This is a genomic window from Xylophilus rhododendri (assembly GCF_009906855.1).
Classification (GTDB): Bacteria; Pseudomonadota; Gammaproteobacteria; order Burkholderiales; family Burkholderiaceae_C; genus Xylophilus; species Xylophilus rhododendri.
Window position 1 is genome coordinate 1,413,141 of record NZ_CP047650.1, and the last position, 25,123, is coordinate 1,438,263.

Below are 25,123 nucleotides of genomic sequence, written 5' to 3' on the forward strand. Positions count from 1 at the left end.
GTTTCCTCAATCGTGCTGGATCCACAGGCCCTTCACGTTGAGGTATTCGTCGAGTTGCTGCACCCCTGATTCCCGGCCGTAGCCGCTGGTCTTGTAGCCGCCGAAGGGCATGGAGGGGTCCATCTGGTTGTAGCAGTTGACCCAGACCGAGCCGGCCTGCAGCCGCCTGGCGATGGCGTGCGCCCGGCCGACGTCGCGGGTCCACACGCCGGCGCCCAGGCCGAAGGGGGAATCGTTGGCGCGCCGCACCACCTCGTCCAGGGTGTCGAAGGGCATGACGGAGGCGACGGGACCGAAGATCTCCTCGCGGGCGATGCGCATCGGGTCGGCCACGTCGGCGAAGACGGTGGGGCGCACGAAGAAGCCGGCGGGGTCGTCCAGGCGGTGGCCGCCCTCGACCAGGCGGGCGCCCTCCTCCTTCGCGCTGTCCACATAGCCCAGCACCCGCTCCATCTGCCGCGCGGAGATCAGCGGGCCGATGTCGCTGGCCAGGTCGGTGCCGGCACCCACCTTCAGGCCGGCGCCGACACGGGCCATGGCCTCGACCACTTCGTCGTAGATGCCGCGCTGCACGAAGACCCGGGTGCCGGCGCTGCAGATCTGGCCGGCGTTGGCGAACACGCCGATGGCGGCGGCCGGCGCGGCGCGGGACACATCCGCATCGTCGAACAGGATGTGGGGCGACTTGCCGCCCAGCTCCAGCGACAGGCGCTTCAGGTTGCCGGCCGAGGTCCGCACGATCTCCTGGCCGGTGCCGACCGAGCCGGTGAAGGACACCTTGTCCACGCCCGGATGCGCGGCCAGCGCCGCGCCGGCACCGCGGCCGAAGCCGGTGACCACGTTGATGACGCCGGGCGGCACGCCGGCTTCCAGCGCCAGTTCGGCGAAACGCAGCGGCGTCAGCGGCGCGTCCTCCGCGGGTTTCAGCACCAGGGTGCAGCCGGTGGCCAGCACCGGCGCGGTCTTGAAGATGCAGGCCCACAGCGGCCCGTTCCACGGGATGATGGACCCGACCACGCCCACCGGTTCCTTCAGCGTGGCGGCGAACATCGAGCCGTTGACCGAGGTCTGCGCCGTCTGCCCATAGAGCGCCGTGGCCTGGCCGGCGAAGAAACGCAGCAGCCCGACCAGGTGGCGGCGGCTGCCGCGGGTGTGGCGGATGGGCGCACCCATGTCCAGCGAATCCAGCCAGGCCAGTTCGTCGAAATGGGCATCGACCAGGTCGGCGAACTTCAGCATCAGGGCCTGGCGTTCGTCGGGCTTGAAGCGGCTCCAGGGGCCTTCGAAGGCGGCGCGCGCGGCGGCCACCGCGCGGTCCACGTCCTCGCGGTCGCCCTCGGGCAGCACGGCCAGCAGCTCGCCGGTGGAAGGGTTGCGGCTCTCGAAGGTCCTGCCGGAGGCGGCCGGCACCCAGTCGGCGCCGATCAGCATGCGTTTGGGCCGGCCATCCAGGAAGGGATGGCGCAATTGCGATACGTCCTGGGTCATGGACAGAGCCTCAGGCCGCCGCGGCCAGGCGCGCGAAACCGCGTTCCAGGTCGCGGATCAGGTCGTCGGGGTCTTCCAGGCCGGCATGCAGGCGCAGGGCCGGGCCGGTGTCGGTCCAGGGGCGGGCGCTGCGCAGCGTGGCCGGATAGGTGGGCACCACCAGGCTCTCGTAGCCGCCCCAGGAGTAGCCCATGCGGAACAGCTCCAGGTGGTCGAGCATGGCGGCGAACTGCTTTTCGCTGCAGGGCTTCAGCACCGCGCCGAACAGGCCGCTGGCGCCGGTGAAGTCGCGCTTCCAGAGGGCGTGGCCGGGGTCGTCCGGCAGCGCCGGGTACATCACCCGCGCCACCTCGGGCCGGCCCTGCAGCCAGCGGGCCACCGTGGTCGCCGTCTCCTGGTGGCGCGGGATGCGCAGGCCCAGGGTGCGCAGGCCGCGCAGGGCCATGTAGACATCGTCCGGGCCGCCGCAGTAGCCGGAGCCGGAGGCGGTCTTCTTCACCGGGATGAAGGTCTCCTCGTTGCAGACCGCGATGCCCAGCATCAGGTCGGAATGGCCGGAGATGTACTTGGTGGCCGCATGGATCGAGATATCGACACCGTGCTTCAAGGGCTGGAAGCACAGCGGCGAGGCCCAGGTGTTGTCCATGATGGTGACGATGCCGCGCGCCCGGGCCACGGCGGCGATGGCCGGCACATCCATCATCTCGAAGGTCAGCGAGCAGGGCGATTCGAGGTAGATCACCTTGGTGTTGGGCTGCACCAGCTCGGCGATGCCGGCGCCGACCAGCGGGTCGTAGTAGGTGACCTGCACGCCGAACTTGCTCAGGAACTCGTCGCAGAACTGGCGCACCGGGCCGTAGAGGCTGTCGAGGATCAGCAGGTGGTCACCGGCCGACAAAAACGCGGTGAGCGATGCGCAGATCGCCCCCAGCCCGCAGGAGGTGACCACCGCGCGGAAGCCCCCTTCGAGCTGCGTCACCGCGTCTTCCAGCGCACGGGTGGTGGGCGTGCCTTCGCGGCCGTAGGTGAACTGCTCGAAGGCACCGCTGGCGCGGTCGCGGCGGGTCTCCAGCAGATGCTCCACCGACTTGAAGATGAAGGTGGAGGCGTGATAGACCGGCGGGTTGACGATGCCGTTGTAGGCATCCGGGTCGCTGCCCATATGGACGATCTGGGTGTCGCGCTTGAAGCTGTCTGGCGTTTTCATGGGTGTCGTTGCAAGGTCATTGCAGGGGTTAGACCAGCGTGCCGGCATCCACCACCAGGTCCTGCCCGGTGATGAGGCGCCCGCCCTCGGAGAACAGATGGATGACGGCGGCTGCCACGTCGTCGCCGGTGACCAGGCGGCCGAGTGCGGCCTTGGCGGTGAAGCGGCCCAGCACCTCCTCGTAGGGCAGGCCCTCGCGTTCGGCCGAGGCCTCGAACAGGCGCTTCAAGCGCGGCCCGGCGATGCCGCCCGGCGCCACCACGTTGCAGGTGACGTTGAAGGGCCCGGCATCCAGCGCGGCCGACTTCACCAGCCCGCGCACCGCCCATTTCGAGGCGGCGTATAGCGCCGACTGCGCCACGCCCTTGTGGCCGTAGGTGCCGCCGATCACCACCACCCGGCCTTCGCGCTGGGCGATGAGTGTGGGCATCACCGCGCGCAGGGCGTTCAGCACGCCGAGCAGGTTGATGTCGAAGCAGGCGCGGTAGTCGTCCGCCGTGCTCTCCCACACCGGCTGGCGCGGGCTGCCCACACCGGCGGTGCAGAGCAGCCGGTCGATGCGGCCGAACTCGGCCAGGGCGCGCTCGCTGGCGGCCTGCAGCGCGGCGGCGTCGGCCACGTCGGCGGCCAGCACCAGGGCCGAGCTGCCCACCGCACGCACCGCCGACGCCACCGCCTCGCCGGCTTGCGCGTCGCGGCCGACGATGGCGATGTGCGCGCCCTCCCGCGCCAGGGCCAGGGCGAGCTCGGCCCCCAGTCCCTTGGTCGCGCCGGTGGCGAACACCACCTTGCCTCGCAGAGCATCCATGAGCAGTACGGCCGCCTCAGCGGCTCCAGTCGTGCACCGCGCGTTCCAGCGCGATGGTGAAGGTGAAGAAGAGATAGGACACGGTGGTGCCCACGCCCACCGCCGCCCACATCAGGGCGAAGTCCTGCCGCGAGTTGGCGTCCAGGATCAGGCTGCCCAGGCCCGGCGCGCCCGACAGCCATTCGGCGAACATGGCGCACAGGATGGCCGAGGCCGAGGCGATGCGCAGGCCGGTGAAGAGATGCGTCAGCGCGCAGGGAATGCGCAGCTTGAACAGCGTCTGCCAGAAGCCCGCGCCGTTGCAGTGCATCAGCTCCAGCATGTTCCGGCTGGGCGCCTCCAGGCCCTTGCGCGCGGCCAGCATGATCTGGAAGAAGGACAGCAGCGCCACCATGCCGGCGCCGGCCCAGCGGTCGCGGCCGAAGACCAGCACCAGCACCGGCGCGATGGCGATCATGGGCACGGTGCGCACCAGCACGATCAGCGGATGCAGGGCGGCGTCCAGCCAGCGCGAGGCCATGAAGAGCAAAGCCAGCAGCAGCGCCACCACGGTGGCGGCCACCATGCCGATGACGGTGGCCTGCACGGTCAGCAGCGTGGCGCCGCCGATCTCCGAATGATGGGCCAGGAAAGCCTGCGCCGCCGCGCCCGGGCTGGGCAGCAGATAGGGCGGCAGGCCGAAGCCCCAGATGGCCAGCTGCCACAGCAGGGCCACGCAGGCGATCACGGCGACATAACCCAGCAGCCGGCGCAGCGTGAGGGCGGCGGCGCCGCCCAGCGGCAGGCCGCGGACGATGGAAGAAGACGGGTTCATGCGGTCATCCCGAATGCGCGCCGCCGGAGCGGTCGTAGCCGGCCACCCGCTCCAGCAGGCAGAGATAGGCATAGGCCAGCGAGGACACCGCGCAGGCCACCAGCACCGTGGCCCAGAGCCGCTGCACCTGCAGGCCGAACATGGCGTTGAGCATCAGCACGCCCAGGCCCGTCTCGGCGCCGTTCCATTCGCCGATGAGCGCGCCCAGCACCGCCAGCGGCGCCGAGATCTTCATGCCCACGAACAGCAGCGGCATGGCGCTGGGCAGGGCCAGCAGCCGGAACCGCTGCCAGGGCGTGGCGGCCATCACGGTGAAGAGTTCCTGCTCGGCGGGGCGCGATTCGCGCAGGCCCTGCACCACCGAGACCAGCATGGGGAACACGCAGATCACCACCGTGATCAGCACCCGGGTGCCGATGCCCAGGCCCAGCCACACGCTGAGGATGGGCGCGATGGCGATCAGCGGAATGCTGCTGAGCACCGCGCCCACCGTCAGCACCGAGCCCTCGATGCGCGGCGCCGCATAAACGCAGAAGGCGATGGCCAGCGCCAGCAGCAGCGCCAGCAAAAAGCCGTAGGCCGCCGTCAGCACCGTCACGCCCAGCTGGTGCAGCAGCTCGCCGTGGTCCTGCCACAGCAGCAGCAGCACGGCCGAGGGGCGGGGCAATGTCATCGGTGCCGAGCCGCCGGCCACCCACCATTCGGCCAACATAGCCAGCACGGCCACCACCGCCACGGGCAGCAGCAGGTGCAGGGCGGCGCGGCCGACGGAAGTGCGATCAGCCATGCAGGGCCTCGGGTGCGGCCTGGTGGTCCAGCGCGTCGGGCAGTTGCCCGAAGAGCGCGCGGCGCACCCGGTCCACCGTGCGGTTGAAACGCGGGTCGTCCATGGTGGCCAGGCGGCGCGGGCGCGGCAGGTCCACCTCCACCGTCTCCACGATGCGGCCCGGTTTGGCGGCGAAGACGAAGATGCGGTCGGCCATCAGCACCGCCTCCTCGATCGAATGGGTCACCATCAGGGCGGTGGTGCGGGTCTCGGCGCGGATGCGCAGCAGCTCGAAGTTCATGCGGTAGCGCATCACCTCGTCGAGCGCGCCGAAAGGCTCGTCCAGCAGCAGGATCTTGGGCGAGGCCACCAGCGCACGCGCGATGGCGCAGCGCTGCTGCATGCCGCCCGAGAGCTGCGAGGGCCGGGCCTGCTCGTAGCCCGCCAGGCCGACCAGTTCGACCAGGGCCTCGGCGGACCGGGTGGCCTGGCCGCCCTTCTTGCCCAGCATCTCCAGCGGCAGCCGCACGTTGTCGAGCACGCTGCGCCAGGGCAGCAGGGTGGCCTCCTGGAAGACGAAGCCGATCTGGTGCGCCAGCCGCGCCTGGCGGGGCGCGGCGCCGTCCACCAGGATCTGGCCGGCGGTCGGCGAGAACACATCGGCCACCATGCGCAGCAGCGTGGATTTGCCGCAGCCCGAGGGCCCGATCAGCGCGCCGAACTGGCCGGCCTCCAGCGCCAGGCTGACGTCGCTGAGCGCGGGCACGGCGCGGCCGTCCAGCGCGAAGGACTTGGAGACATGTTGGATGGACAGGCCGGACATGGCGCGGGTTTCCTGGAACGTGGGCATGGAAGATGGAACACCCCGACGCTACCCAAGGCGGCGCTCGCCCGGGGTGCTGTTTCGGTCGGGGGCCGGTGCGTGAATCGCTACGCGGCGGGCTTGGCCAGGCTGGCCTGCGCGGCGCGCACCACGTCCTGCGTGACCATGCGCGACATGTCGATGCGTGCATCGGCCGGCACGCTGCCGGATTCGCGGCCCATGGCCACGGCGCGCTCGAAGACCCCGGGGTCTATCCACAGCAGGCCGTGCGTCTTCGCATCGCCCGAGGTGATGAACTCCCGCATCATCTCGGCCTGGATGATCTGCTCCGACAGGTCGGTGCCCGGCGGCGCGTACTTGCGCACCACCATCTCGGCGGCCTCCTGGGGGTTATGCGCCACCCAGTCCCAGCCGCGGATCAGCGCCCGGGTGTAGCGCACCAGCATGTCGCGGTCGTGGGCCAGGGTGTCGCGCCGGGCGATCAGCACCTGGCCGTAGCCGGGCACGCCCAGGTCGGAGATGGGCAGCCAGAAGGGATCGAAGCCGATCTTGCGCAGGGCCGGCACCGCCGTGGTGGACCAGCTGTAGTAGCCGTCCACCTGGCCCGAGGCCAGCAGGGACGGGTCGCTGCCCACCGGCACCAGGCGGATGCTGTCGGGGTCTATGCCGGCATGGCGGATCAGCGGCAGCAGCTGGGCCCTGACGCTGTTGGGCACGCCCAGCGTCTTGCCGACCATGTCGTGCACCGAGCGGATCGGCGTTCTGGCCGGGCTCATGATGGCGCCCGGGTCGCGCTGCATCACCGCCGCGAAGGCCACCAGGGGCTGGCCGCGCTGGTAGCCGTCGATCATGCCGGCCACATTGCTTTCGCTGACCATGGCGCGGCCGCTGGAGACCAGGGTGCGGTAGTCGGTGCCGGGGCCGCCGGCGACGAAATTCACGTCCAGCCCCTCCTCTTCCAGATAGCCACGGTCCAGCGCGGCGAGGTAGCCGCCGAACTGGATGCCCTTGACCCAACCGAGCTGGTGGTCGAACTTCATGAGGCCCTTTCCCTGGGGGTTGTGCGCCACCGGCGCCAGCACCTGGCGCGACAGCAGGCCCAGCCCCAGCAGGGGCGCGGCGCCCAGCGCCGCCAGGGCGGTGCGGCGGCCCGGCCGTGCGCCGGAGCCCGGTTGACTCGGTGATTGCATGGCCGCCATCTTGCCGCCGGACGGCCCCGGGCTTCGTAGCTGTTTCCGCAATCCGCCCTGACGCAAAGAGCACCCCGCCGCGCGCCTGTTTTCGCTACGGTTGCGGCCTGATGCGTCCGAGCCGCCAGGTCCGGACCCCTCACAGCACAGACGAAAAGCACAGCGAAAGGAATGCTCACCATGAGCCGCAGCAGCGCCGGAGTAGAAGACCGCATCGTCGCCAGGACGGTCGATCTCGCCGAGATCCCCATCATCGATTTCACGCCCTTCCGCCATGGCGGCGAAGCCGGCAAGAAGGCGGTGGCCGAGGCCATCGCCCGGGCCTGCACCGACATCGGCTTCTTCTACCTGAAGGGCCACGAGGTGCCGGAGCGCATCCTCTCGGACGCCTTCGCGCAGAGCGCCCGCTTCTACCACCTGCCCGAGGACGAACGCCAGAAGGCCGCCGCCACGCTGAAGTGGTACCGCGGCTGGATCCCCATGCCCTACCGCGGCGGCGCGCTCGACCGCGACAGCCGCCTCTTCGAGCAGTACCGCATCCAGGCCGACTTCTCCGACCGGCCCGACCCGGACCCGGTGTTCCACCGCCCCAACCGCTGGCCCGAGGACATGCCCGAATTCCGCGCCGCCTGCGAGGCCCACTACGACGCCATGCTGGCCCTGTCGCGCGACCTGCTGCGCGCCTTCGCCATCGGCCTGGGCCTGCCCGAGGACCGCTTCGACGGCTACTTCGACCTGCCGATCTGCCAGCTCAGCCTGCTGCACTACATCCCGATTCCCGAGGGCTCGGACGTGGAGGTGTCCAACACCGTCTCGCACACCGACGAAGGCCCGCTGACCATCCTGGCGCAGGACGATGTGGGCGGCCTGGAGGTCAAGCGCCTGGACGGCAGCTGGATCGCCGCGCCGCCGGTGCCCGGGGCCTACACCATCAACATCGGCGACATGATGATGTGGTGGTCCAACGGGCGTTTCCTGTCCAACTACCACCGGGTGCGCAACAAGGCGGGCGTGGAGCGTTTCTCCATCCCCTTCTTCCTCAACCCCGATGCGGACACCGTCGTGGCGCCCCTGCCCGAACTGGTGGAGCGCGACGGCGGCGAGGCCCGCTACGAGCCGGTGCATGTCGGCACCCACCTCAAGCGCTTCTACGCCCGGCTGGAAAAGCAGGCCGGCGACTTCCTCTGACCCCACCCCAGTCTGGATCTACACGTGAGTCATTCGACGGCCGCAGGCCTGGCGCGCATAGGCGCGGACATTGGCGGCACCTTCACCGACGTGGTGCTGGAGACCCCCACCGAGCGTTTCTCCACCAAGGTGCTGACCACCTACGACGCACCCGAGCGCGCCCTGCTCGAAGGCGTGGCCACCCTGCTGCGCCAGGCCGGCCTGGCGCCGGCCGACGTGGGCCTGGTGGTGCACGGCACCACGCTGGCCACCAACGCGCTGATCGAGCGGCGCGGCGCGAAGACCGCGCTGCTGACCACCGAGGGCTTTCGCGACGTGCTGGAGATGGGCACCGAAAGCCGCTTCGACCAGTACGACATCGCCATGGACAAGCCCCAGCCCCTGGTGCCGCGCACCCTGCGGCTGCCGGTGGCCGAACGCATCGCCGCCGACGGCAGCGAGCTGCTTGCGCTGGACGAGGACGGCGTGCGCCGCGCCGCCGCCTTCTTCGCCGAACAGGGGGTGCAGAGCGTGGCCGTGTGTTTCCTGCACAGCTACGTGAACCCGGCCCATGAGCAACGCGCGGGCGAACTGCTGCGCGAGCTGCTGCCGCAAGCCACCGTGTCGCTGTCCTGCGAGGTCTCGCCCGAGATGCGCGAGTACGAACGTTTCTCCACCACCGCCGCCAATGCCTATGTGCAGCCGGTGGTGGCCAGCTACCTGGGCCGGCTCGACGAGCAGCTGCAGGCGCTGGGCTTCGCCTGCCCGCTGTTCCTGATGCTGTCCTCCGGCGGCCTGACCACGGTGCAGACGGCCGCGCGTTTCCCGGTGCGCCTGGTCGAATCGGGCCCCGCTGGCGGCGCCCTCTTCGCAGCCGGCGTGGCCGCCGAGCGCGGCATCGGCCGCATGCTGGCGCTCGACGTGGGCGGCACCACCGCCAAGATCTGCTACATCGACGACAGCCAGCCGCTCAGCTCGCAGGTCTTCGAGGTGGCGCGGGTGCATCGCTTCCGCAAGGGCAGCGGCCTGCCGCTGCGCATCCCGGTGGTGGAGATGGTGGAGATCGGCGCGGGCGGCGGCTCCATCGCCCGCATCGACGGCGCCGGCCGGCTGGCCGTGGGCCCGCGCAGCGCGGCCTCCGAGCCCGGCCCCGCCTGCTACGGCCGCGGCGGCAGCGAAGCCACGGTGACCGATGCCGACCTGGCCCTGGGCCGCATCGCCGCCGATGCCTTCGCCGGCGGCAAGATGCGCCTGGACACCGCCGCCTGCGAAGCCGCCCTGCTGGCCCTGCCCGGCCTGGGCCAGGCGCCGGCCGCCACCCGCGCCCTGGGCATCAGCGAGATCGTGGACGAGGCCATGGCCAGCGCCGCCCGGGTGCATGCGGTGGAGCTGGGCCTGACGCTGGAATCCCGCACCCTGGTCGCCTTCGGCGGCTGCGCGCCGCTGCATGCGGCCCGGGTGGCCGAGAAGCTGGGGCTGGACGAGGTGGTGATCCCGCGCAGCGCCGGTGTCGGCTCGGCCGTGGGTTTTCTGCGTGCGCCCATCGCCTACGAGATCGCCCGCAGCCTGCGCCAGCAGCTCGACACGCTGGACGTGGACAGCGTCAACGCCCTGCTCCACGCCATGGCCGAAGAGGCCCATGCCATCGTGCGCCACGGCGATGCCGCCAGCCCGCGCACCGAACGCCGTACCGCCTTCGCCCGCTACCGCGGCCAGGGCTACGAGATCGCCATCGAGGTGCCGGCCCATCTGCTGCGCGCCGAGGATGCCGCCGTGCTGGCGCGCAACTTCGAGAACGCCTACCGCGCCCACTACGGCGGCCTGGCGGTGGAGCTGCCGATCGAGATCCTGACCTGGCGTGTCTCGGTCGCCACGCTGATGCCCGCCGTGCCGCCCGGCGGCGACATCGCGCCCATCGGCGCGGCCCAACCCAGCGGCCACCGCGACGTGCTCGACCCCGGCGAAGGCCGGGTGCGCAGCCATGCCCTCTACCGCCGCCCCGACCTGCGCCCCGGCCACACCCTGCAGGGCCCGGCGCTGATCGTGGAGGACGAGACCACCACCGTCGTCTCGCCCGCCTTCGACGCCCATATCGACGGCCACGGCTACATCGTGATGACCCGCCGCGCCGCGGCAAAAGCATGAAACGAGACATGAACCAAGCCCTGCCCGACGACGCCCTGGCCGGCCTGCGCCTGCAGGTGATGTGGACCCGCCTGATCTCGGTGGTGGAGGAAGCCGCGCAGGCGCTGATGCGCACCGCCTTCTCCACCACCGTGCGTGATGCCGGCGACCTCTCCGCCGCCGTGTTCGACACCCAGGGCCGGCTGATCGCCGAGGCGGTCACCGGCACGCCCGGCCACGTCAACTCCATGGCCGAGGGGGTGAAGCATTTCCTGGCGCGCTTCCCCGCCGCGACGATGGAGGAAGGCGACCACTACATCACCAACGACCCCTGGCTGACCGCCGGCCACCTGCACGACATCACCGTCGTCAGCCCGGTGGTGATGGACGGCCGGGTGGTGGGCCTCTTGGGCTGCTGCTGCCACCAGCTCGACATCGGCGGGCTGGGCCAGGGGCCGGACGGGCGCTCGATCTACGAGGAAGGTTTGCAGATCCCCCTGCTCCAGCTGGCCTCACGCGGGCGGATCAACGAGACGCTGCTGGCGGTGCTCAAGCAGAACGTGCGCACCCCCCTGCAGGTGGAGGGCGACGTGCTCTCGTACATCGCCAGCAACGACACCGGGGCGCGGCGCCTGAAAGCCATGCTGCGCGAGTTCGGGCAGCGCGACCTGGACGCCCTGGGCGACTACATCCTGGCGCAGTCGCTGCGGGCCACGCGCGAGCGCATCGCCGCCCTGCCGCGCGGCAGCTGGCACAGCGCGCTGACCATCGACGGCTACGACCGGCCGATCACGCTGCGGGCCACGCTGACGATCTCGGAGGATCTCGTCACGGTGGACTACGCCGGCACGGATGGCGCCGTGCCGCAGGGCATCAACGTGGTGCTGAACTACTGCCGGGCCTATACCGTCTTCGGGCTGAAGTGCCTGATCTCGCCGGAGGTGCCCAACAACCACGGGGCGCTGCTGCCCTTCGTGGTGACGGCGCCGGAGGGCTCGATCCTGAACGCGCAGCGGCCTTCTCCCGTGGCCGCGCGGCATGTGATCGGGCAGATGCTGCCGGATGTGGTGCTGGGGTGCCTGGACCAGGCGCTGCCGGGGCGGGTGCCTGCGGAGGGGTCGTCCTGCCTGTGGAGCGTGCAGCTGCGGGGGCGGGTGGCCGGGTCTGCGGCCGCCACCTTCGATACGGTGTTCTTCAACAGTGGCGGGGCGGGGGCGCGTTCCGGACAGGATGGGCTGGATGCGACGGCGTTTCCCAGCGGGGTGCGGGCGATGCCTGTGGAAGTGTCCGAGCACTCGGCGCCCATCGTGATCTGGCGCAAGGAGTTGCGGGCTGACAGTGGCGGCTCCGGGGAGCACCGGGGGGGCCTGGGCCAAACGGTCGAGGTCGGGACCCGGGATGGGTCTGCCTTCGAAGTGCTGGCCATGTATGAGCGTGTGGATATGCCTGCTCGGGGCCGTTCTGGTGGCGGTGATGGGGCCCCTGGGGTTGTCCGGCTTTCTTCCGGCGCTGCGATGCGGGCCAAGGGCTTGCAGGGGATTCCTGCCGGGGAGCGGCTGGTGCTGGAGTTGCCTGGGGGGGCGGGGCTGGGGGATGGGCTCTTGCGCGATCGGGGGCTGGTTGCAGCGGAGGTGGCTGCGGGGGTGCTGTCTGCTGAGGTGGCTGAGAGGGAATATGGGTTTTTCGGCTAAGTTTTTCTCCTTCGCGGAGGAGAAGAAAAACCAAGCCGAAGGCAGGAAGCCATCCGATAAATCACCCCTTCTTACCCCTCCGAGCCAGCATATTGAGCATCTCGACCAAAGTGGAAAACGCCATCGCCGCATAGATGTACCCCTTGGGCACATGCACCCCAAACCCATCAGCGATGAGCACAGCCCCGATCATCAACAGAAAGCCCAGCGCCAGCATCACAACCGTAGGATTGCGATTGATGAAATTGGCTAAGGGGTCAGCAGCCACCAGCATCACGGTGACAGCAGCGATCACAGCGATCACCATCACCGCCAGGTTCTCGGTCATGCCTACCGCCGTGAGGATGGAGTCGATAGAGAACACCATGTCCAGCAGGATGATCTGCACGATGGCCGCGGAGAACCCGATGGAAGCAGCCCCCCGCGTCTCGAAGACATCCCCAGTAGGCGCAGGATCGACCGCATGATGGATCTCCTTGGTCGCCTTCCAGATCAGGAACAGTCCCCCCGCGATCAGGATCAGGTCGCGCCACGAGAACTGCGTCTCGAAGCTAGGCACCCCCGCCGCGTCGGCAGGCCCCTGCCACCCCAGATCGAACACCGGCGCCGTCAGCCCCACCAGCCAGGCGATCATCGACAGCAGCAGCAGCCGCAGCCCCAGCGCCAGCCCGATGCCGATGCGCCGCGCCTTCTTGCGGTCCTGCTCGGGCAGCTTGTTCGACAGGATGGAGATGAAGATCAGGTTGTCGATCCCCAGCACGATCTCCATCACCACCAGGGCGGCCAGGGCGGCCCAGGCCGTGGGGTCCGAGAACAAGGCTTGAAGACTTTGCATGGCGGCGATGGGGCAAGGATGGAACAGGCCCCGATCATGCCCAGCCGGCAAGCCCGTGCGGCGTAAGACCTCGTCGGTTTCCGGGTCCGGATGAACCCGCAGGGTGCCGGCCTTTATGGAATCTTTATACCGGCCCGCGCATTCTTGACGGCACTTTTACGGCCTCAATCCTAGGCTCCAGACATCGTTTGCTGGAGCCGTCATGGACTTGCTTTTTATCGGGGGCATCGCCCTTTTCTGGGCCGCAACCGCGGCCCTGGTGCTGGGTGTGGACCGCCTGCGCCCGCAGCGCACGGCACAGGGAGAACGGCCATGATCGACATGGAAGTCCTCTACGGAGCGGCCGGCCTGCTGGTCGTGCTGCTGCTGGCCTACCTGGTGTATGCGCTGCTGCGCGCCGAGGAGTTCTGAGATGGACAGCTCCGCCTGGACCCTGCTCATCGTCTTCCTGCTGGCCCTGCTGCTGCTCGGCCTGCCCCTGGGCCGCTGGATCGCGGCGCTGTGCCAGGGCAACCATCCGCTGTGGATGCGCCGCGCAGAAACCCCGCTGCTGCGCCTGGCCGGCGTGGACGAAAAAAACGGCGGCGGCTGGAAGGCCTACGCCATGGCCTTGCTGGCCTTCAATGCCCTGGGCGTGTTCTTCGTCTACGGCATGCAGCGCCTGCAGGCCGTGCTGCCGCTGAACCCGGACGGCATGGCCGCCGTGTCGCCGGACTCGGCCTTCAACACTGCGATCAGCTTCATGGCCAACACCAACTGGCAGGGCTACAGCGGCGAAGCCACCATGGCCCATCTGACGCAGATGGTGGCGCTGAGCGGCCAGAACTTCTTCTCGGCCGCCACCGGCATCGCCGTGGTCTTCGCGCTGTTCCGCGGCTTCGCGGCACGCTCCTCGGGCCAGGTCGGCAACTTCTGGGTGGACCTGGTCCGCATCACCGCCTGGCTGCTGGTGCCGCTGTCGCTGGTGCTGGCCCTCGCGCTGGCCGGACAGGGCGTGATCCAGAACTTCCAGCCGGCGCATACCGTCGCCACGCTGGAAGGCAGCCAGACGCTGGCCATGGGCCCGGTCGCCTCGCAGGAGGCGATCAAGATACTGGGCACCAACGGCGGCGGTTTCTTCAACGCCAACTCGGCCCATCCCTACGAGAACCCCACGGCCGTCAGCAACCTGCTGGAGATGCTGGCCATGTTCCTGATCCCGGCGGCGCTCTGCTTCGCCTTCGGGCGGGTGGTGGGCGACAGGCGCCAGGGCTGGGCGGTGCTGGCGGCCATGACCATCCTGTTCGTGGCGGCGGTCGTCGCCATCGTGCCGGCCGAGCAGGCGGGCAATCCGCGGCTGCAGCCGCTGGGCTTAGACCAGGCCGCCAGCGCGCTGCAGGCCGGCGGCAATATGGAAGGCAAGGAGGTGCGGTTCGGCATCGGGGCATCCGCCCTCTTCGCGGCCATCACCACCGCTGCCTCCTGCGGCGCGGTCAATGCCATGCACGACTCCTTCACGCCGCTGGGCGGCATGGTGCCCATGGTGCTGATGCAGCTGGGCGAGGTGGTCTTCGGCGGCGTGGGCAGCGGGCTCTACGGCATGCTGGTCTTCGCCATCCTGGCCGTCTTCATCGCAGGGCTGATGATAGGCCGCACGCCGGAATACCTGGGCAAGAAGATCGAGGCGCACGAGATGAAGCTCGCCTCCATCGCCATCCTGGTCACGCCGCTGCTGGTGCTGGTGGGCACTGCCGTGGCGGTGCTGGCCACGGCTGGCAAGGCGGGCATCGCCAACCCCGGCGCGCATGGTTTCTCCGAGATCCTCTACGCGCTGACCTCGGCCGCCAACAACAACGGCAGCGCCTTCGCGGGCCTCTCCGCCAACACGCCCTTCTACAACACCCTGCTGGCCATCGCCATCTGGTTCGGCCGCTTCGGCGTGATCGTGCCGGTGCTCGGCATCGCCGGGGCGCTGGCCGCGAAGAACCGGCTGCCGGCCAACGCCGGAACCATGCCCACGCACGGCCCGCTGTTCGTGGTGCTGCTGATCGGCACGGTGCTGCTGGTCGGCCTGCTGAATTACGTCCCCGCCCTGGCGCTGGGCCCGATGGTCGAGCACCTGGTGCTGTGGGCCGGCCGTTGAAAGCGCAGGAGAACAAGATGAACGATTCCATGAAATCCCTGCCGGCCGAAAAGGCCGGCCCCCAGCTGGCCCTGATGGACCGCAGGCTGATGCTGCCCGCCCTGCGCGACGCCTTCGCCAAGCTCGATCCGCGGGTGCAATGGCGCAACCCGGTGATGTTCGTCGTCTATATCGGCAGCATGCTCACCAGCCTGCTCTGGCTGCATGCGCTGCAGGCGCCGGCCGATGTGGCGTCGCCGCCCTGGTTCATCCTGGCAGTGGCGGTCTGGCTGTGGTTCACCGTGCTGTTCGCCAACTTCGCCGAAGCCCTGGCGGAAGGCCGCAGCAAGGCCCAGGCTGCATCCCTGCGCGGCCTGAAGAAAAGCACCTGGGCCAAGAAGCTGAAGAGCCCCCGCCACGGCGCCGACTGGCTGCCCGAGCAGGCCGAGAACCTGCGCAAGGGCGATGTGGTGCTGGTGGATGCCGGTGACCTGATCCCGCTGGACGGCGAGGTCATCGAAGGCGTCGCCTCGGTGGACGAGAGCGCCATCACCGGCGAATCCGCCCCGGTGGTGCGCGAGTCCGGCGGCGATTTTTCCTCCGTCACCGGCGGCACCCGGGTGCTGTCCGACTGGCTGGTGGTGCGCATCACCGTGAATCCGGGCGAGTCCTTCCTCGACCGCATGATCGGCATGGTCGAGGGCGCCGAGCGCAAGAAGACACCCAACGAGATCGCACTCACCATCCTGCTGGTGGCGCTGACCATCGTCTTCCTGGGCGTGACCGCCACCCTGCTGCCCTACTCGCTGTTCAGCGTGCAGGCCGCGGGCACCGGCACGGTGGTCAGCCTGACCGCCCTGGTGGCCTTGCTGGTCTGCCTGATCCCGACCACCATCGGCGGCCTGCTGTCGGCGGTCGGCGTGGCCGGCATGAGCCGCATGATGCAGGCCAACGTGATCGCCACCTCCGGCCGCGCGGTGGAAGCCGCCGGCGACGTGGACGTGTTGCTGCTCGACAAGACCGGCACCATCACCCACGGCAACCGCCAGGCCGCCGCCTTCGTGGCCGCGCCCGGCAGCACCGAACATGCCGTGGCGGTGACCGCCAGCCTGGCCTCGGCCGCCGACGAAACGCCCGAGGGCCGCAGCATCGTCGCCCTGGCCTCGCGCCGCGGTTTCGCCGCACCGGCCGCACCCGCCGATGCGGTGCCCGTGCCCTTCACCGCCCAGACCCGCATGAGCGGCCTGGACCTGCCGGCCGCCAACGGTGTCGGTGCCCGCTCGCTGCGCAAGGGCGCGGTCGACGCGGTGCGCCGCCACGTCGAATCGCTGGGCGGCGACATGCCCGCCGACCTGCTGCGCGCGGCCGACGAGATCGCCCGCCGTGGCGGCACGCCGCTGGCCGTGGCCGAGGGCCGCACCGTGGTGGGTGTGGTCGAGCTGAAGGACATCGTCAAGACCGGCATCAAGGAGCGCTTCGGCGAGCTGCGCCGCATGGGCATCCGCACGGTGATGATCACCGGCGACAACAAGCTCACCGCCGCGGCCATCGCCGCCGAGGCCGGCGTGGACGATTTCCTGGCCGAGGCCACGCCGGAGGACAAGCTGCGCCTGATCCGCCAGTACCAGTCCGAAGGCCGCCTGGTCGCCATGACCGGCGACGGCACCAACGACGCGCCCGCCCTGGCCCAGGCCGACGTGGCGGTGGCCATGAACTCCGGCACCCAGGCAGCCAAGGAGGCCGGCAACATGGTGGACCTGGACTCCAACCCCACCAAGCTGCTGGAGATCGTGGAGACCGGCAAGGCGCTGCTGATGACACGCGGCTCGCTCACCACCTTCTCCATCGCCAACGACGTGGCCAAGTATTTCGCCATCATCCCGGCGATCTTCGTGTCCACCTATCCGCAGCTGGGCGCGCTCAACGTGATGGGGCTGGGCAGCCCGTCCTCGGCCATCCTGTCGGCCGTGATCTTCAACGCGCTGATCATCGTGGTGCTGATTCCGCTGGCCCTGAAGGGCGTGGCCTACCGCGCCGTGGGCGCAGCCGCGCTGCTGCGGCGCAACCTGCTCATCTATGGCCTGGGCGGGCTCATCGTTCCCTTCATCGGCATCAAGGCCATCGACCTGGTGCTGGTCGCGTTCGGCCTGGTTTGAGGAGCTGTCATGACTTCCATCGTTCGTCCCTGCCTCGTGCTGTTCACCGCCCTGACCGTGGTCACCGGCGCCTTCTATCCCCTGGTCGTGACCGGCGCCGCCCGGCTGGTGTTTGCCGACGAGGCTGCCGGCAGCCTGGTGATGAAGGACGGCAAGGCCGTGGGCTCTTCGCTCATCGGCCAGTCCTTTGCCGACCCCGGCCACTTCTGGGGCCGGCCGTCGGCCACGGCGCCCGCGGCCTACAACGCGCAGGCATCCGGCGGCTCCAACCTGGGGCCGCTCAACCCGGCGCTGGCCGATGCGGTCAAGGGCCGCATCGAGGCACTGCGCGCGGCCGATCCGGGCAACCATGCCGCCGTGCCGGTCGACCTGGTGACCGCTTCTGCCAGCGGGCTCGATCCGCACATCAGCCCGGCGGCCGCGGCCTGGCAGGTCGCCCGGGTCGCGAAGGCCCGGCACCTGCCGGCAGAGGGCGTGCAGAAGCTGGTCGACCAGCACACCGAGCAGCCCGTGCTTGGCTGGTTCGGCGAGGCGCGCGTCAATGTGCTGGCGCTCAATCTCTCGCTGGACGCAGCGAGATAGCATGGCCCGCGCTGGCAGTCTTCGCCTCGCATGCTCCAATTGGCTTATCGTCATACAATCAGCCAAATAAAAGACGGAGACACGACGATGGCCCCATGCGCCCAGCCGCGCCTATTGCGCTACTTCCCTGCCCTGCGGCGAAAGCTGCTTGCCGCGTCCGCCCTGCTCCTGCTGAGTGCCGGCCATGCATCGGCCGCCGACGAAGCGGCCAACTACCCCTCCCGCCCGGTGCGGGTGGTGGTGGCCTTCTCGGCCGGCGGCGGCGCCGACGTGGTCGCGCGGCTCGTCTTCACCCGGGTGTCGGCACGGCTCGGCCAGTCCTTCGTGATCGACAACCGGGGCGGCGCCGGCGGTATCGTCGGCACCGACGCGGTGGCCAAGGCCGCGCCGGACGGCTACACCCTGCTGCTCGGCCAGACCGGGCCGAACGCACTCAACCCGGCGCTCTTCGCCAGGATCCCCTACGACGCGGCGGCCGACTTCGCCGGCGTGATCCAGCTCACCGCCTATCCCTACGTGATCGCGGTGCATCCGACCTCGCCCCTGAAGAGCCTGCGCGACCTGGTGGACAAGGCCAGGGCCGAGCCCGACACCGTGGGCTTCGGCACCGCCGGCACCGGCAGTTCGGCCCAGCTGGCGGCAGAGCTCTTCATGCGCACCACCGGCACCAGGCTGGTCCATGTGCCGTACAAGGGCGCGGGGCCGGCCCTGCTCGATACCGCGGCCGGCGTCACGCCGGTGGCCTTCGGCGACATCGCCGGCGGCACGCCGCTGGTCACGGCGGGGCGGCTGCGCGGCCTGGCCGTGACCGGCTTCAAACGCACCGCCCTGCTGCCCAACGTGCCCACCATCGCCGAGGCCGGCTACCCCGGCGCGGAGGCCCTGGCCTGGCACGGCGTGTACGCGCCGGCGCGCACGCCGCCCGCCATCGTCGCCAAGCTCAACGCCACCGTCGCCGCCGTGCTGGCCGAGCCCGCCGTGCGCGAGCGGCTGCAGCAGGACGGGCTGGAGACCGTCGGCGGCAGCCCGGCGGCCTTCGATGCCTACACCCGCGCCGAGATCCGCAAATGGGGCGACATCGTGCGCGCCGCCGGCATCCGCATCGACCAGTAGCGCGGCAGCGGCGGGCCTCAGCGCCGCAGCTGGGGCACGTATTGCAGAAAGGCCTTGAGCGTGGGTGAATCGTCGTCCCTGCGCCAGGCGGCGCCCACCTCGACGACCGGCGCCTCCCCGCGCAAACGGCGGTAGACCACCCCCTCGCGCTGGATCACCTGCACGCAGTCCGGCACCAGCGCCAAGCCGAAGCCGGAGGACACCAGGCTCACGATGGTGTGCTGCTGGCGCGCATGGAAAAGCCGCGGGCTGAAGCCGTGCTGCATGCAGGCGGCCACCACCTTGTCGAACATCAGCGCGCCCTGCTGGCGTTCGAACAGCAGGAAGCGGTCGTCGGCGAGTTTTTCCAGCGGCACCCGCGCCCGCTTGGCCAGCGCGTGGGACGCCGGCAGCGCCGCCACCAGCTCGAAGCGGTTGGTCGCCACATAGTCCAGCGAGGGATAGGAGACCGGCGAGGCGAACATCAGGCCCAGGTCCAGCGCGCCGGCCTCCAGGTCTTCGAGGATGCGGTCGGTGCTGTCCTCGTGCAGCGACAGGCGCACGTCCGGATGGTCGCTGCTGAAGCGGCGCATCAGCTCGGGCAGGAAGGAATAGGTGGCCGTGCTGATGAAGCCCACCGACAGCGAACCCGACAGCCCGCTGGCCGCCGTGGCCGCATGCTGGCGCATGGCCTCGGTGCGGGCCACGATGTTGCGTGCGTCGCGCAGCAGCTCCTGGCCGCCGGGCGTCAGCGCGATGCGGCGCGAGTTGCGCTCGAAGAGCCGCAGGCCCAGTTCGTCCTCCAGCTCCTTGATCGCCAGGCTGACCGGCGGCGGCGAGAGGTTGAGCCGGCTGGCGGCGCGGCCGAAATGCATCTCCTCGGCGACGGCGATGAAGGCCCGCAGATGTCTCAGTTCCATGCCCACTCCATTCCGGCTTTCAGAACGATCGATCCAAAGATCAAACTTCCCCGAATGATGCCCGGTTTCTAGACTCGACCTTCCGTCGAAAAACAGGGAATGACATGTCGGTCGAGTCGAAAGAACACAAGCGATACGGGGCGGGCAGGATAGCCGCCATCGTCGTCGGCGCCATCACGGCGCTGCTGGGGGCCTATCTGGCCTATGGGGGCCTCGAGCTGCTGAAGCTCGGAGGCTCTTTTTATTACCTGCCCGCCGGCCTGCTGATGCTGGTCTCGGGCATCCTGCTGATCCGCTCGGACCGGCGCGGCGCCTGGCTCTACGGCCTGACCTTCGTGCTGACCCTGCTGTGGTCGTTGTGGGAAGCCGGCCTGCATTTCTGGCCCCTGGCCGCCCGCCTGGGCCTGCTGGCCGTGATCGGCCTGCTGATCGCCCTGGTCACCCCCGGCCTGCGCGGCAATGCCGGACAGGCGCCCGTGCGCCGCGCCTCCTACGGCCTGGCCGTGGTGCTGGGCCTGTGCCTGATCGGCGCCTTCGCCGGCGCCTTCCAGCCGATCTGGCTGGTCAAGGCCGGTGAAGCACCCGCCATCGCCCAGGGCTACAAGCCCGGCGACGACGGCGCCAACTGGACCAACTATGGCCGCACCACCGACGGCAACCAGTTCTCGCCGATCGACCAGATCACGCCGCAGAACGTGGGCGACATGAAGGTCGCCTGGACCTTCCGCACCGGCGACTTCGCCTACGGCGGCGCCGAGAACCAGAACACCCCGCTGCAGATCGGCAAGGTGATCTACGCCTGCACCCCCGCCAACAAGGTGTTCGCCATCGACGCCGACAGCGGCAAGCAGGTCTGGAAATACGACCCGCAGGTCAACCCCGGCTACAGCCCGACCTGGCTGCGCTGCCGCTCGCTGGCCTACTACGAGGTGCCCAAGCCCGCCGCGCCCGCATCGGCCGACGCGCCGGTGGCCTCGGCCCAGCCCGCCGCCTGCCAGCGCCGTATCTACCTGACGACCGCCGACTTGCGCCTGATCGCGCTGGACGCCGCCACCGGCGAGCCCTGCGCCGACTTCGGCGACAAGGGCCAGACCTCGCTGGCCAAGGGCATGGGCGAGCTGGTGCCCGGCTTCTACAACCCGACCGCCGGCCCGGTGATGGCGGGCGACCGCATCCTGGTCGGCGGCTGGATCATGGACAACCAGGCGGTCGACGAGCCCTCCGGCGCCGTGCGCGCCTTCGACCCGGTCACCGGCAAGCTGGCCTGGGCCTGGGACATCGGCCGCCCCGGCGTCACCACCGAGCCCGGCCCCGGCGAGCACTACACCCGCGGCACGCCCAACACCTGGGCCGCGCCCACCTACGATCCGCAGCTGGGCCTGGTCTACCTGCCCACCGGCAACGGCACGCCCGACATGTACGGCGGCCAGCGCACCGCTGCGATCAACCGGGTGAACTCCTCCATCGTCGCGCTGGATGCCAAGACCGGCGCCGAGCGCTGGGTGTTCCAGACCACCCACCACGACGTGTGGGACTACGACCTGCCCTCCAAGCCCGTGCTCTACGACGTGCCCGGCCCCAACGGCGAACGCATCCCCGCGCTGATCCAGACGACCAAGCGCGGCGAGATCTTCATGATCGACCGCCGCACCGGCAAGGCCATCGCCGACGTGGTCGAGAAACCCGTGCCCACCGACGGCCTGCCCGGCGAGAAGCTCTCGCCCACCCAGCCCTATTCCGTGGGCATGCCGCAGATCCGCCAGGGCGTGCTGACCGAGGCCGGCATGTGGGGCATCACCCCCATCGACCAGCTGATGTGCCGCATCGCCTTCAAGGAACTGAAGTACGAGGGCGACTTCACGCCGCCCAGCACCAGCTGGTACATCCCGCATCCCTCGCCCTTCGGCACCATGAACTGGGGCGGCATCTCGATCGACAAGGTGCACGACTACCTTATCGTGAACGACATGCGGATCATGATGAAGGCCAAGCTGCTGCCCCGCCCCGAAGCGGACAAGGCGCTGATGGCCTCCGGCAAGACCACGCCCAGCGTGGCCGGCATCGTGCCCATGGCCGGCACGCCCTACGGCGTGAACCGCGCGATGGTGACCTCGGCGCTGGGCGTGCCCTGCACCGATCCGCCCTTCGGCACCATGACCGCGATCGACCTGAAGACCCGCAAGATCGCCTGGCAGCGGTCGCTGGGCACCGTCGAGCAGCTCGGCCCCCTGGGCATGAAGACGCACCTGCCCATCCCCATCGGCATGCCTTCGCTCGGCGGCCCGGTGGCCACGGCTTCCGGCCTGATCTTCTATACCGGCACCGCCGACTACTACCTGCGTGCGATGGACGTGGCCACCGGCCAGGAGATCTGGAAATCGCCGCTGCCGGTGGGCGCCCAGTCCACCCCGCTGGTGTTCAAGTCGCCCGAATCGGGCAAGCAATACGTGGTGGTGACGGCCGGCGGCGGACGCACCGCGCCGGACCGCGGCGACTACATCATTGCCTACGCCCTGCCGGGCAAACCCTAGGTCTCAGGTTTACCCGGGCTTCACCGAAGGCCGTCAACAGCGGCCTTCGGGCCGGCGTTGTACACGCATGGGGCCAGCCGGCCTCATGTGTGAAAAACCCGAGGAGCCCACCATGTCGAAGCGCCAGATCCTGAAGTCCGCCCTGCTCCTCTGCGCCGCCGCCACGCTGGCGACCGGCGCGATGGCCGAAACCCCGTTCCAGCAGACCCATCCGCGCCGCGCCGAGGTCAATGCCCGCCTGGCTCACCAGAACCAGCGCATCCACAACGAGGTCGCCAAGGGCGAGATCAGCCGGCCGCAGGCCGCCGCCCTGCATGCCGAGGACCGGCAGGTGCGCACCGAGGAGCGCGCCATGGCCAGCCAGAACGGCGGCCACATCACCCGTGCCGAGAAGCAGGCACTCAACCAGCAGGAAAACGGCATCAGCCGCCAGATCGGCAAGTGATGCCCGGCCGCCCGCCCCGCGGGGCGGGCGCCGTCAGCGCTGCGGCATGTCCTTCACGGAGTAGCCCAGGCTGACGGTCGCGTCGGCCGGAATCGGCGGCATGGTCGCGTTCCAGGCCTCCCAGGCGGCTCGCAAACGCAGCAGCCGCTCTGGTTCCACCCTGGCCTTGTTGGCGCGTTCGCGTTCGTCGGCCGAGAGGTCGAAGAGGTAGTCGTTGCCATCTACCCGCAGGTATTTCCAGTCGCCCTCGCGCAGGGCCTGCTGGCCGCGGTGGTTCATGCGCCAGTACATGGGCCGCTGGAAATGGTGGCCCGCATCGCGCAGCACCGGCAGCAGCGAAACACCGTCCAGCGCGTACGCCGGATCGGCCGCCACACCCGCCGCATCCAGCATGGTGGCCGACCAGTCCATGGTCAGGCAGTGCTGCCGGCTCACGCCGCCCGGCGCGATCAGCGCCGGCCAGTGGGCGATCCAGGGCACACGAATGCCGCCCTCGGTCAAATCCATCTTGCCGCCCACCAGGGGCCAGCTGTCGGAGAAGCGTTCGCCGCCGTTGTCGCTGGTGAAGACGACGAGTGTGTCCTGGTCGATGCCGTTTCGCTCCAGCGCCGACATGATCCGGCCTATGCCCTCGTCCATGTGGTGGACCATGCGGCGGTAGGTGTGGATGTTGCCGCCCGACAGGTCGAACAGGTTGTCCTTGACCTGCGGCGCGCGGCCCTCGTCCTCGCGGGTCTCCCAAGGCCAGTGCGGCGCGGTGTAGTGCAGGCTGAGGAAGAAGGGCGCGTCCTGCGCGGCCATGCGGTCCAGGTAGTCGATGGCGCGTTCGGTCAGCAGGTCGGTGAGGTAGCGCTCCTCGTGCCTTTCTTCCTCGCCGTGCCAGAGGTCGTGGTTGCCGCGCGAATCGCAGTGGGTGAAGTAGTCCACGCCGCCCGAGAGCGGACCGAAGAACTCCTCGTAGCCCGATTTCAGCGGCCCGAAATGCGGCGGATAACCCAGGTGCCATTTGCCGATCAACGCCGTGCGGTAGCCGCTGTCCTTGAGCAGCGAGGGCAGCGTGGGATGCTCCGGCGGCAGGCCCAGCGTGGTGCTGCCACGGTCACTGCGGATCGGCTCCTCGGCCGCGCCGCGCAGCCGGTACTGGTAGCGGCCGGTGATCATGGCGAAGCGGGTGGGCGAGCACACCGGCGAGTTGCTGTAGCCCTGGGTGAACTTCAGCCCCCGTGCGGCCAGGCCGTCGAGCACCGGCGAGACCGGGCCGAATTCCGCATCCCGGCCGCCATAGCAGCCCAGGTCGGCGTAGCCGAGGTCGTCGGCGACGATGAAGACGATGTTGGGCCGCTTCATGGCTGGTAGCCCGATTTCTGCACCACCGGCGCCCATTGCGCGCGGTAGGCCTGCAGGCCGGCGCTGGTCTGGGCGGGGGTGCTGACCACCGGCACCATCAGCGAATCCTTGAAGCGGCGTTGCGTGTCGGGCTCGCGCATCACCTCGTGGATGGCGGCGGCGATGCGCTCGCGGCGCTCGGCCGGCAGGCTGGCCGGGGCGAAGAAGGTGTTCCAGCCGACGGCGGCCAGGTCCAGGCCGGCTTCCTTGAAGGTGGGAATGGTCGGCGCGAAGGGCGAGCGCCTGGACCCCGACAGCGCCAGGATGCGCAGCTTGCCGGCCTCGTGCTGGGGCAGCAGCACGTCGGCGGTATCGATGGCGATCGGCACCTGGCCGCCCAGCAGGTCGTTGAGCAGCGGCGCGGAGCCGCGGTAGCCGACGACCTGGGTCTCCACCCTGGCCTTCTCGCCCATCATCAGGGCGAAGAAATGCGGCAGGCTGCCGGTGGCCGGCACACCCACGTTGGCCTGTTTGGGATTGGCGCGCATCCAGGCCAGCAGGTGGTTCAGTTCGCGCACCGGCAGCGTGGGCGACACGGCCAGGGCGAACTCGTATTCGTTGACCTGGGAGACGGGCACGAAGTCGCGTTCGGCGTCGTAGTTGTTGTCCTTGAAGACCAGGGGCGCGACGACCATCACGGCGGGGTTGGCCAGCATCAGCACGTTCTGGTTCGCGGGCGTGGCCTTGACCTGCTGCGCGGCCAGTCGGCCGCCGGCGCCGGGCTTGTTGTCCACAAGGACCGGCACGCCCAGGCGCTGGGCCAGCTTGTCGCCGACGATGCGGGCGCAGCGGTCCGTGGCGCCGCCGGGGGCATAACCGACGACGATGTGCAGCGGGCCGTCGAGCTGCGCCGGCTGGGCGCGCAGCAGGGGGCTGGCGACGAGGCCGCCGAGGGCGATCAGGCCGCCGCGGCGGCTGATGGGGGAAGCAGAAAGCATGGGCAAACGGAAAGAAGCGGGGTCGGACAGGATTCTGTCCGCCGCTTCAGACGCCCTGG

21 protein-coding genes are annotated in these 25,123 nt (G+C 69.8%); 10 read left to right on the forward strand and 11 right to left on the reverse strand.

Features of this window, described 5'->3' with window-relative positions; genetic code table 11:
- Positions 1 to 6: 6 nt before the first annotated feature.
- From GT347_RS06370 to GT347_RS06400, 7 genes are all read right to left on the reverse strand, one after another.
- The gene (locus tag GT347_RS06370; RefSeq protein WP_160551164.1) at positions 7 to 1,488 is read right to left on the reverse strand and encodes an aldehyde dehydrogenase family protein; all 1,482 of its coding nucleotides are present in this window, start codon (positions 1,486 to 1,488) and stop codon (positions 7 to 9) included.
- A 10-nt stretch (positions 1,489 to 1,498) separates the two neighbouring features.
- Positions 1,499 to 2,695, reverse strand: coding sequence for a cystathionine beta-lyase (gene metC / locus GT347_RS06375; RefSeq protein WP_160551165.1), 1,197 nt, complete (start codon positions 2,693 to 2,695; stop codon positions 1,499 to 1,501).
- Positions 2,696 to 2,723: 28 nt separating this feature from the next.
- Positions 2,724 to 3,503, reverse strand: coding sequence for an SDR family NAD(P)-dependent oxidoreductase (locus GT347_RS06380; protein WP_160551166.1), 780 nt, complete (start codon positions 3,501 to 3,503; stop codon positions 2,724 to 2,726).
- 16 nt (positions 3,504 to 3,519) lie between these two features.
- Positions 3,520 to 4,317, reverse strand: a complete 798-nt coding sequence (locus GT347_RS06385) for an ABC transporter permease (protein ID WP_160551167.1) — start codon at positions 4,315 to 4,317, stop codon at positions 3,520 to 3,522.
- 4 nt (positions 4,318 to 4,321) lie between these two features.
- The gene (locus tag GT347_RS06390; protein WP_160551168.1) at positions 4,322 to 5,104 is read right to left on the reverse strand and encodes an ABC transporter permease; all 783 of its coding nucleotides are present in this window, start codon (positions 5,102 to 5,104) and stop codon (positions 4,322 to 4,324) included.
- The gene (locus tag GT347_RS06395) at positions 5,097 to 5,933 is read right to left on the reverse strand and encodes an ABC transporter ATP-binding protein (protein WP_229722749.1); all 837 of its coding nucleotides are present in this window, start codon (positions 5,931 to 5,933) and stop codon (positions 5,097 to 5,099) included. The genes GT347_RS06390 and GT347_RS06395 overlap by 8 nt, the downstream gene beginning before the upstream one ends.
- 80 nt (positions 5,934 to 6,013) lie before the next feature.
- Positions 6,014 to 7,096 carry an ABC transporter substrate-binding protein gene (locus GT347_RS06400; RefSeq protein WP_160551169.1) on the reverse strand — a complete coding sequence of 361 codons (1,083 nt, stop codon included), beginning with the start codon at positions 7,094 to 7,096 and terminating at the stop codon, positions 6,014 to 6,016.
- 180 nt (positions 7,097 to 7,276) lie between these two features.
- On the opposite strand from GT347_RS06400, the gene GT347_RS06405 reads away from it, so the two are divergent.
- From GT347_RS06405 to GT347_RS06415, 3 genes are read left to right on the forward strand one after another with little or no spacing between them, the layout of a single operon-like run.
- A complete protein-coding gene (locus GT347_RS06405; RefSeq protein ID WP_160551170.1) occupies positions 7,277 to 8,284 on the forward strand; it encodes an isopenicillin N synthase family dioxygenase in 1,008 nt (335 codons plus the stop codon).
- A gap of 24 nt (positions 8,285 to 8,308) precedes the next feature.
- Positions 8,309 to 10,408, forward strand: a complete 2,100-nt coding sequence (locus tag GT347_RS06410; RefSeq protein WP_229722751.1) for a hydantoinase/oxoprolinase family protein — start codon at positions 8,309 to 8,311, stop codon at positions 10,406 to 10,408.
- A gap of 8 nt (positions 10,409 to 10,416) precedes the next feature.
- Positions 10,417 to 12,078 carry a hydantoinase B/oxoprolinase family protein gene (locus GT347_RS06415; RefSeq protein WP_160551171.1) on the forward strand — a complete coding sequence of 554 codons (1,662 nt, stop codon included), beginning with the start codon at positions 10,417 to 10,419 and terminating at the stop codon, positions 12,076 to 12,078.
- 61 nt (positions 12,079 to 12,139) lie between these two features.
- Here the strand turns inward: GT347_RS06415 and GT347_RS06420 are convergent, their stop codons facing one another.
- Positions 12,140 to 12,913 (reverse strand): TerC family protein, encoded by a 774-nt coding sequence (locus GT347_RS06420; protein ID WP_160551172.1) that lies wholly within the window; start codon positions 12,911 to 12,913, stop codon positions 12,140 to 12,142.
- A 312-nt stretch (positions 12,914 to 13,225) separates the two neighbouring features.
- On the opposite strand from GT347_RS06420, the gene kdpF reads away from it, so the two are divergent.
- The 5 genes from kdpF to GT347_RS06445 all read left to right on the forward strand — a co-directional run bounded on the left by kdpF (position 13,226) and on the right by GT347_RS06445 (position 18,865).
- Entirely contained in the window at positions 13,226 to 13,324 is a 99-nt protein-coding gene (gene kdpF / locus GT347_RS06425; RefSeq protein ID WP_160551173.1) for a K(+)-transporting ATPase subunit F, read from the forward strand.
- Position 13,325: 1 nt separating this feature from the next.
- A complete protein-coding gene (kdpA, locus tag GT347_RS06430; RefSeq protein ID WP_160551174.1) occupies positions 13,326 to 15,035 on the forward strand; it encodes a potassium-transporting ATPase subunit KdpA in 1,710 nt (569 codons plus the stop codon).
- 74 nt (positions 15,036 to 15,109) lie between these two features.
- On the forward strand, positions 15,110 to 17,170 hold the full coding sequence (kdpB, locus tag GT347_RS06435) for a potassium-transporting ATPase subunit KdpB (protein WP_229722888.1): 2,061 nt from the start codon (positions 15,110 to 15,112) through the stop codon (positions 17,168 to 17,170).
- A gap of 9 nt (positions 17,171 to 17,179) precedes the next feature.
- Complete coding sequence (kdpC, locus tag GT347_RS06440; protein ID WP_160551176.1) at positions 17,180 to 17,752, forward strand: potassium-transporting ATPase subunit KdpC; 573 nt, start codon at positions 17,180 to 17,182, stop codon at positions 17,750 to 17,752.
- Between the two features lie 87 nt (positions 17,753 to 17,839).
- Positions 17,840 to 18,865, forward strand: a complete 1,026-nt coding sequence (locus tag GT347_RS06445) for a tripartite tricarboxylate transporter substrate binding protein (RefSeq protein ID WP_160551177.1) — start codon at positions 17,840 to 17,842, stop codon at positions 18,863 to 18,865.
- A gap of 17 nt (positions 18,866 to 18,882) precedes the next feature.
- On the opposite strand, the gene GT347_RS06450 is transcribed toward GT347_RS06445, so the two are convergent.
- Positions 18,883 to 19,764 carry a LysR family transcriptional regulator gene (locus GT347_RS06450; RefSeq protein WP_160551178.1) on the reverse strand — a complete coding sequence of 294 codons (882 nt, stop codon included), beginning with the start codon at positions 19,762 to 19,764 and terminating at the stop codon, positions 18,883 to 18,885.
- A gap of 104 nt (positions 19,765 to 19,868) precedes the next feature.
- Between GT347_RS06450 and GT347_RS06455 the strand changes: the two genes are divergently transcribed.
- Positions 19,869 to 22,295: a membrane-bound PQQ-dependent dehydrogenase, glucose/quinate/shikimate family gene (locus GT347_RS06455; protein WP_160551179.1), complete on the forward strand. Its 2,427-nt coding sequence runs from the start codon at positions 19,869 to 19,871 to the stop codon at positions 22,293 to 22,295.
- A gap of 112 nt (positions 22,296 to 22,407) precedes the next feature.
- On the forward strand, positions 22,408 to 22,740 hold the full coding sequence (locus tag GT347_RS06460; protein WP_160551180.1) for a hypothetical protein: 333 nt from the start codon (positions 22,408 to 22,410) through the stop codon (positions 22,738 to 22,740).
- Between the two features lie 33 nt (positions 22,741 to 22,773).
- Here GT347_RS06460 and GT347_RS06465 read toward each other — a convergent pair whose 3' ends face one another.
- Entirely contained in the window at positions 22,774 to 24,087 is a 1,314-nt protein-coding gene (locus tag GT347_RS06465) for a sulfatase family protein (protein WP_160551181.1), read from the reverse strand.
- On the reverse strand, positions 24,084 to 25,064 hold the full coding sequence (locus tag GT347_RS06470; RefSeq protein WP_160551182.1) for a Bug family tripartite tricarboxylate transporter substrate binding protein: 981 nt from the start codon (positions 25,062 to 25,064) through the stop codon (positions 24,084 to 24,086). The genes GT347_RS06465 and GT347_RS06470 overlap by 4 nt, the downstream gene beginning before the upstream one ends.
- Positions 25,065 to 25,123: the final 59 nt, after the last annotated feature.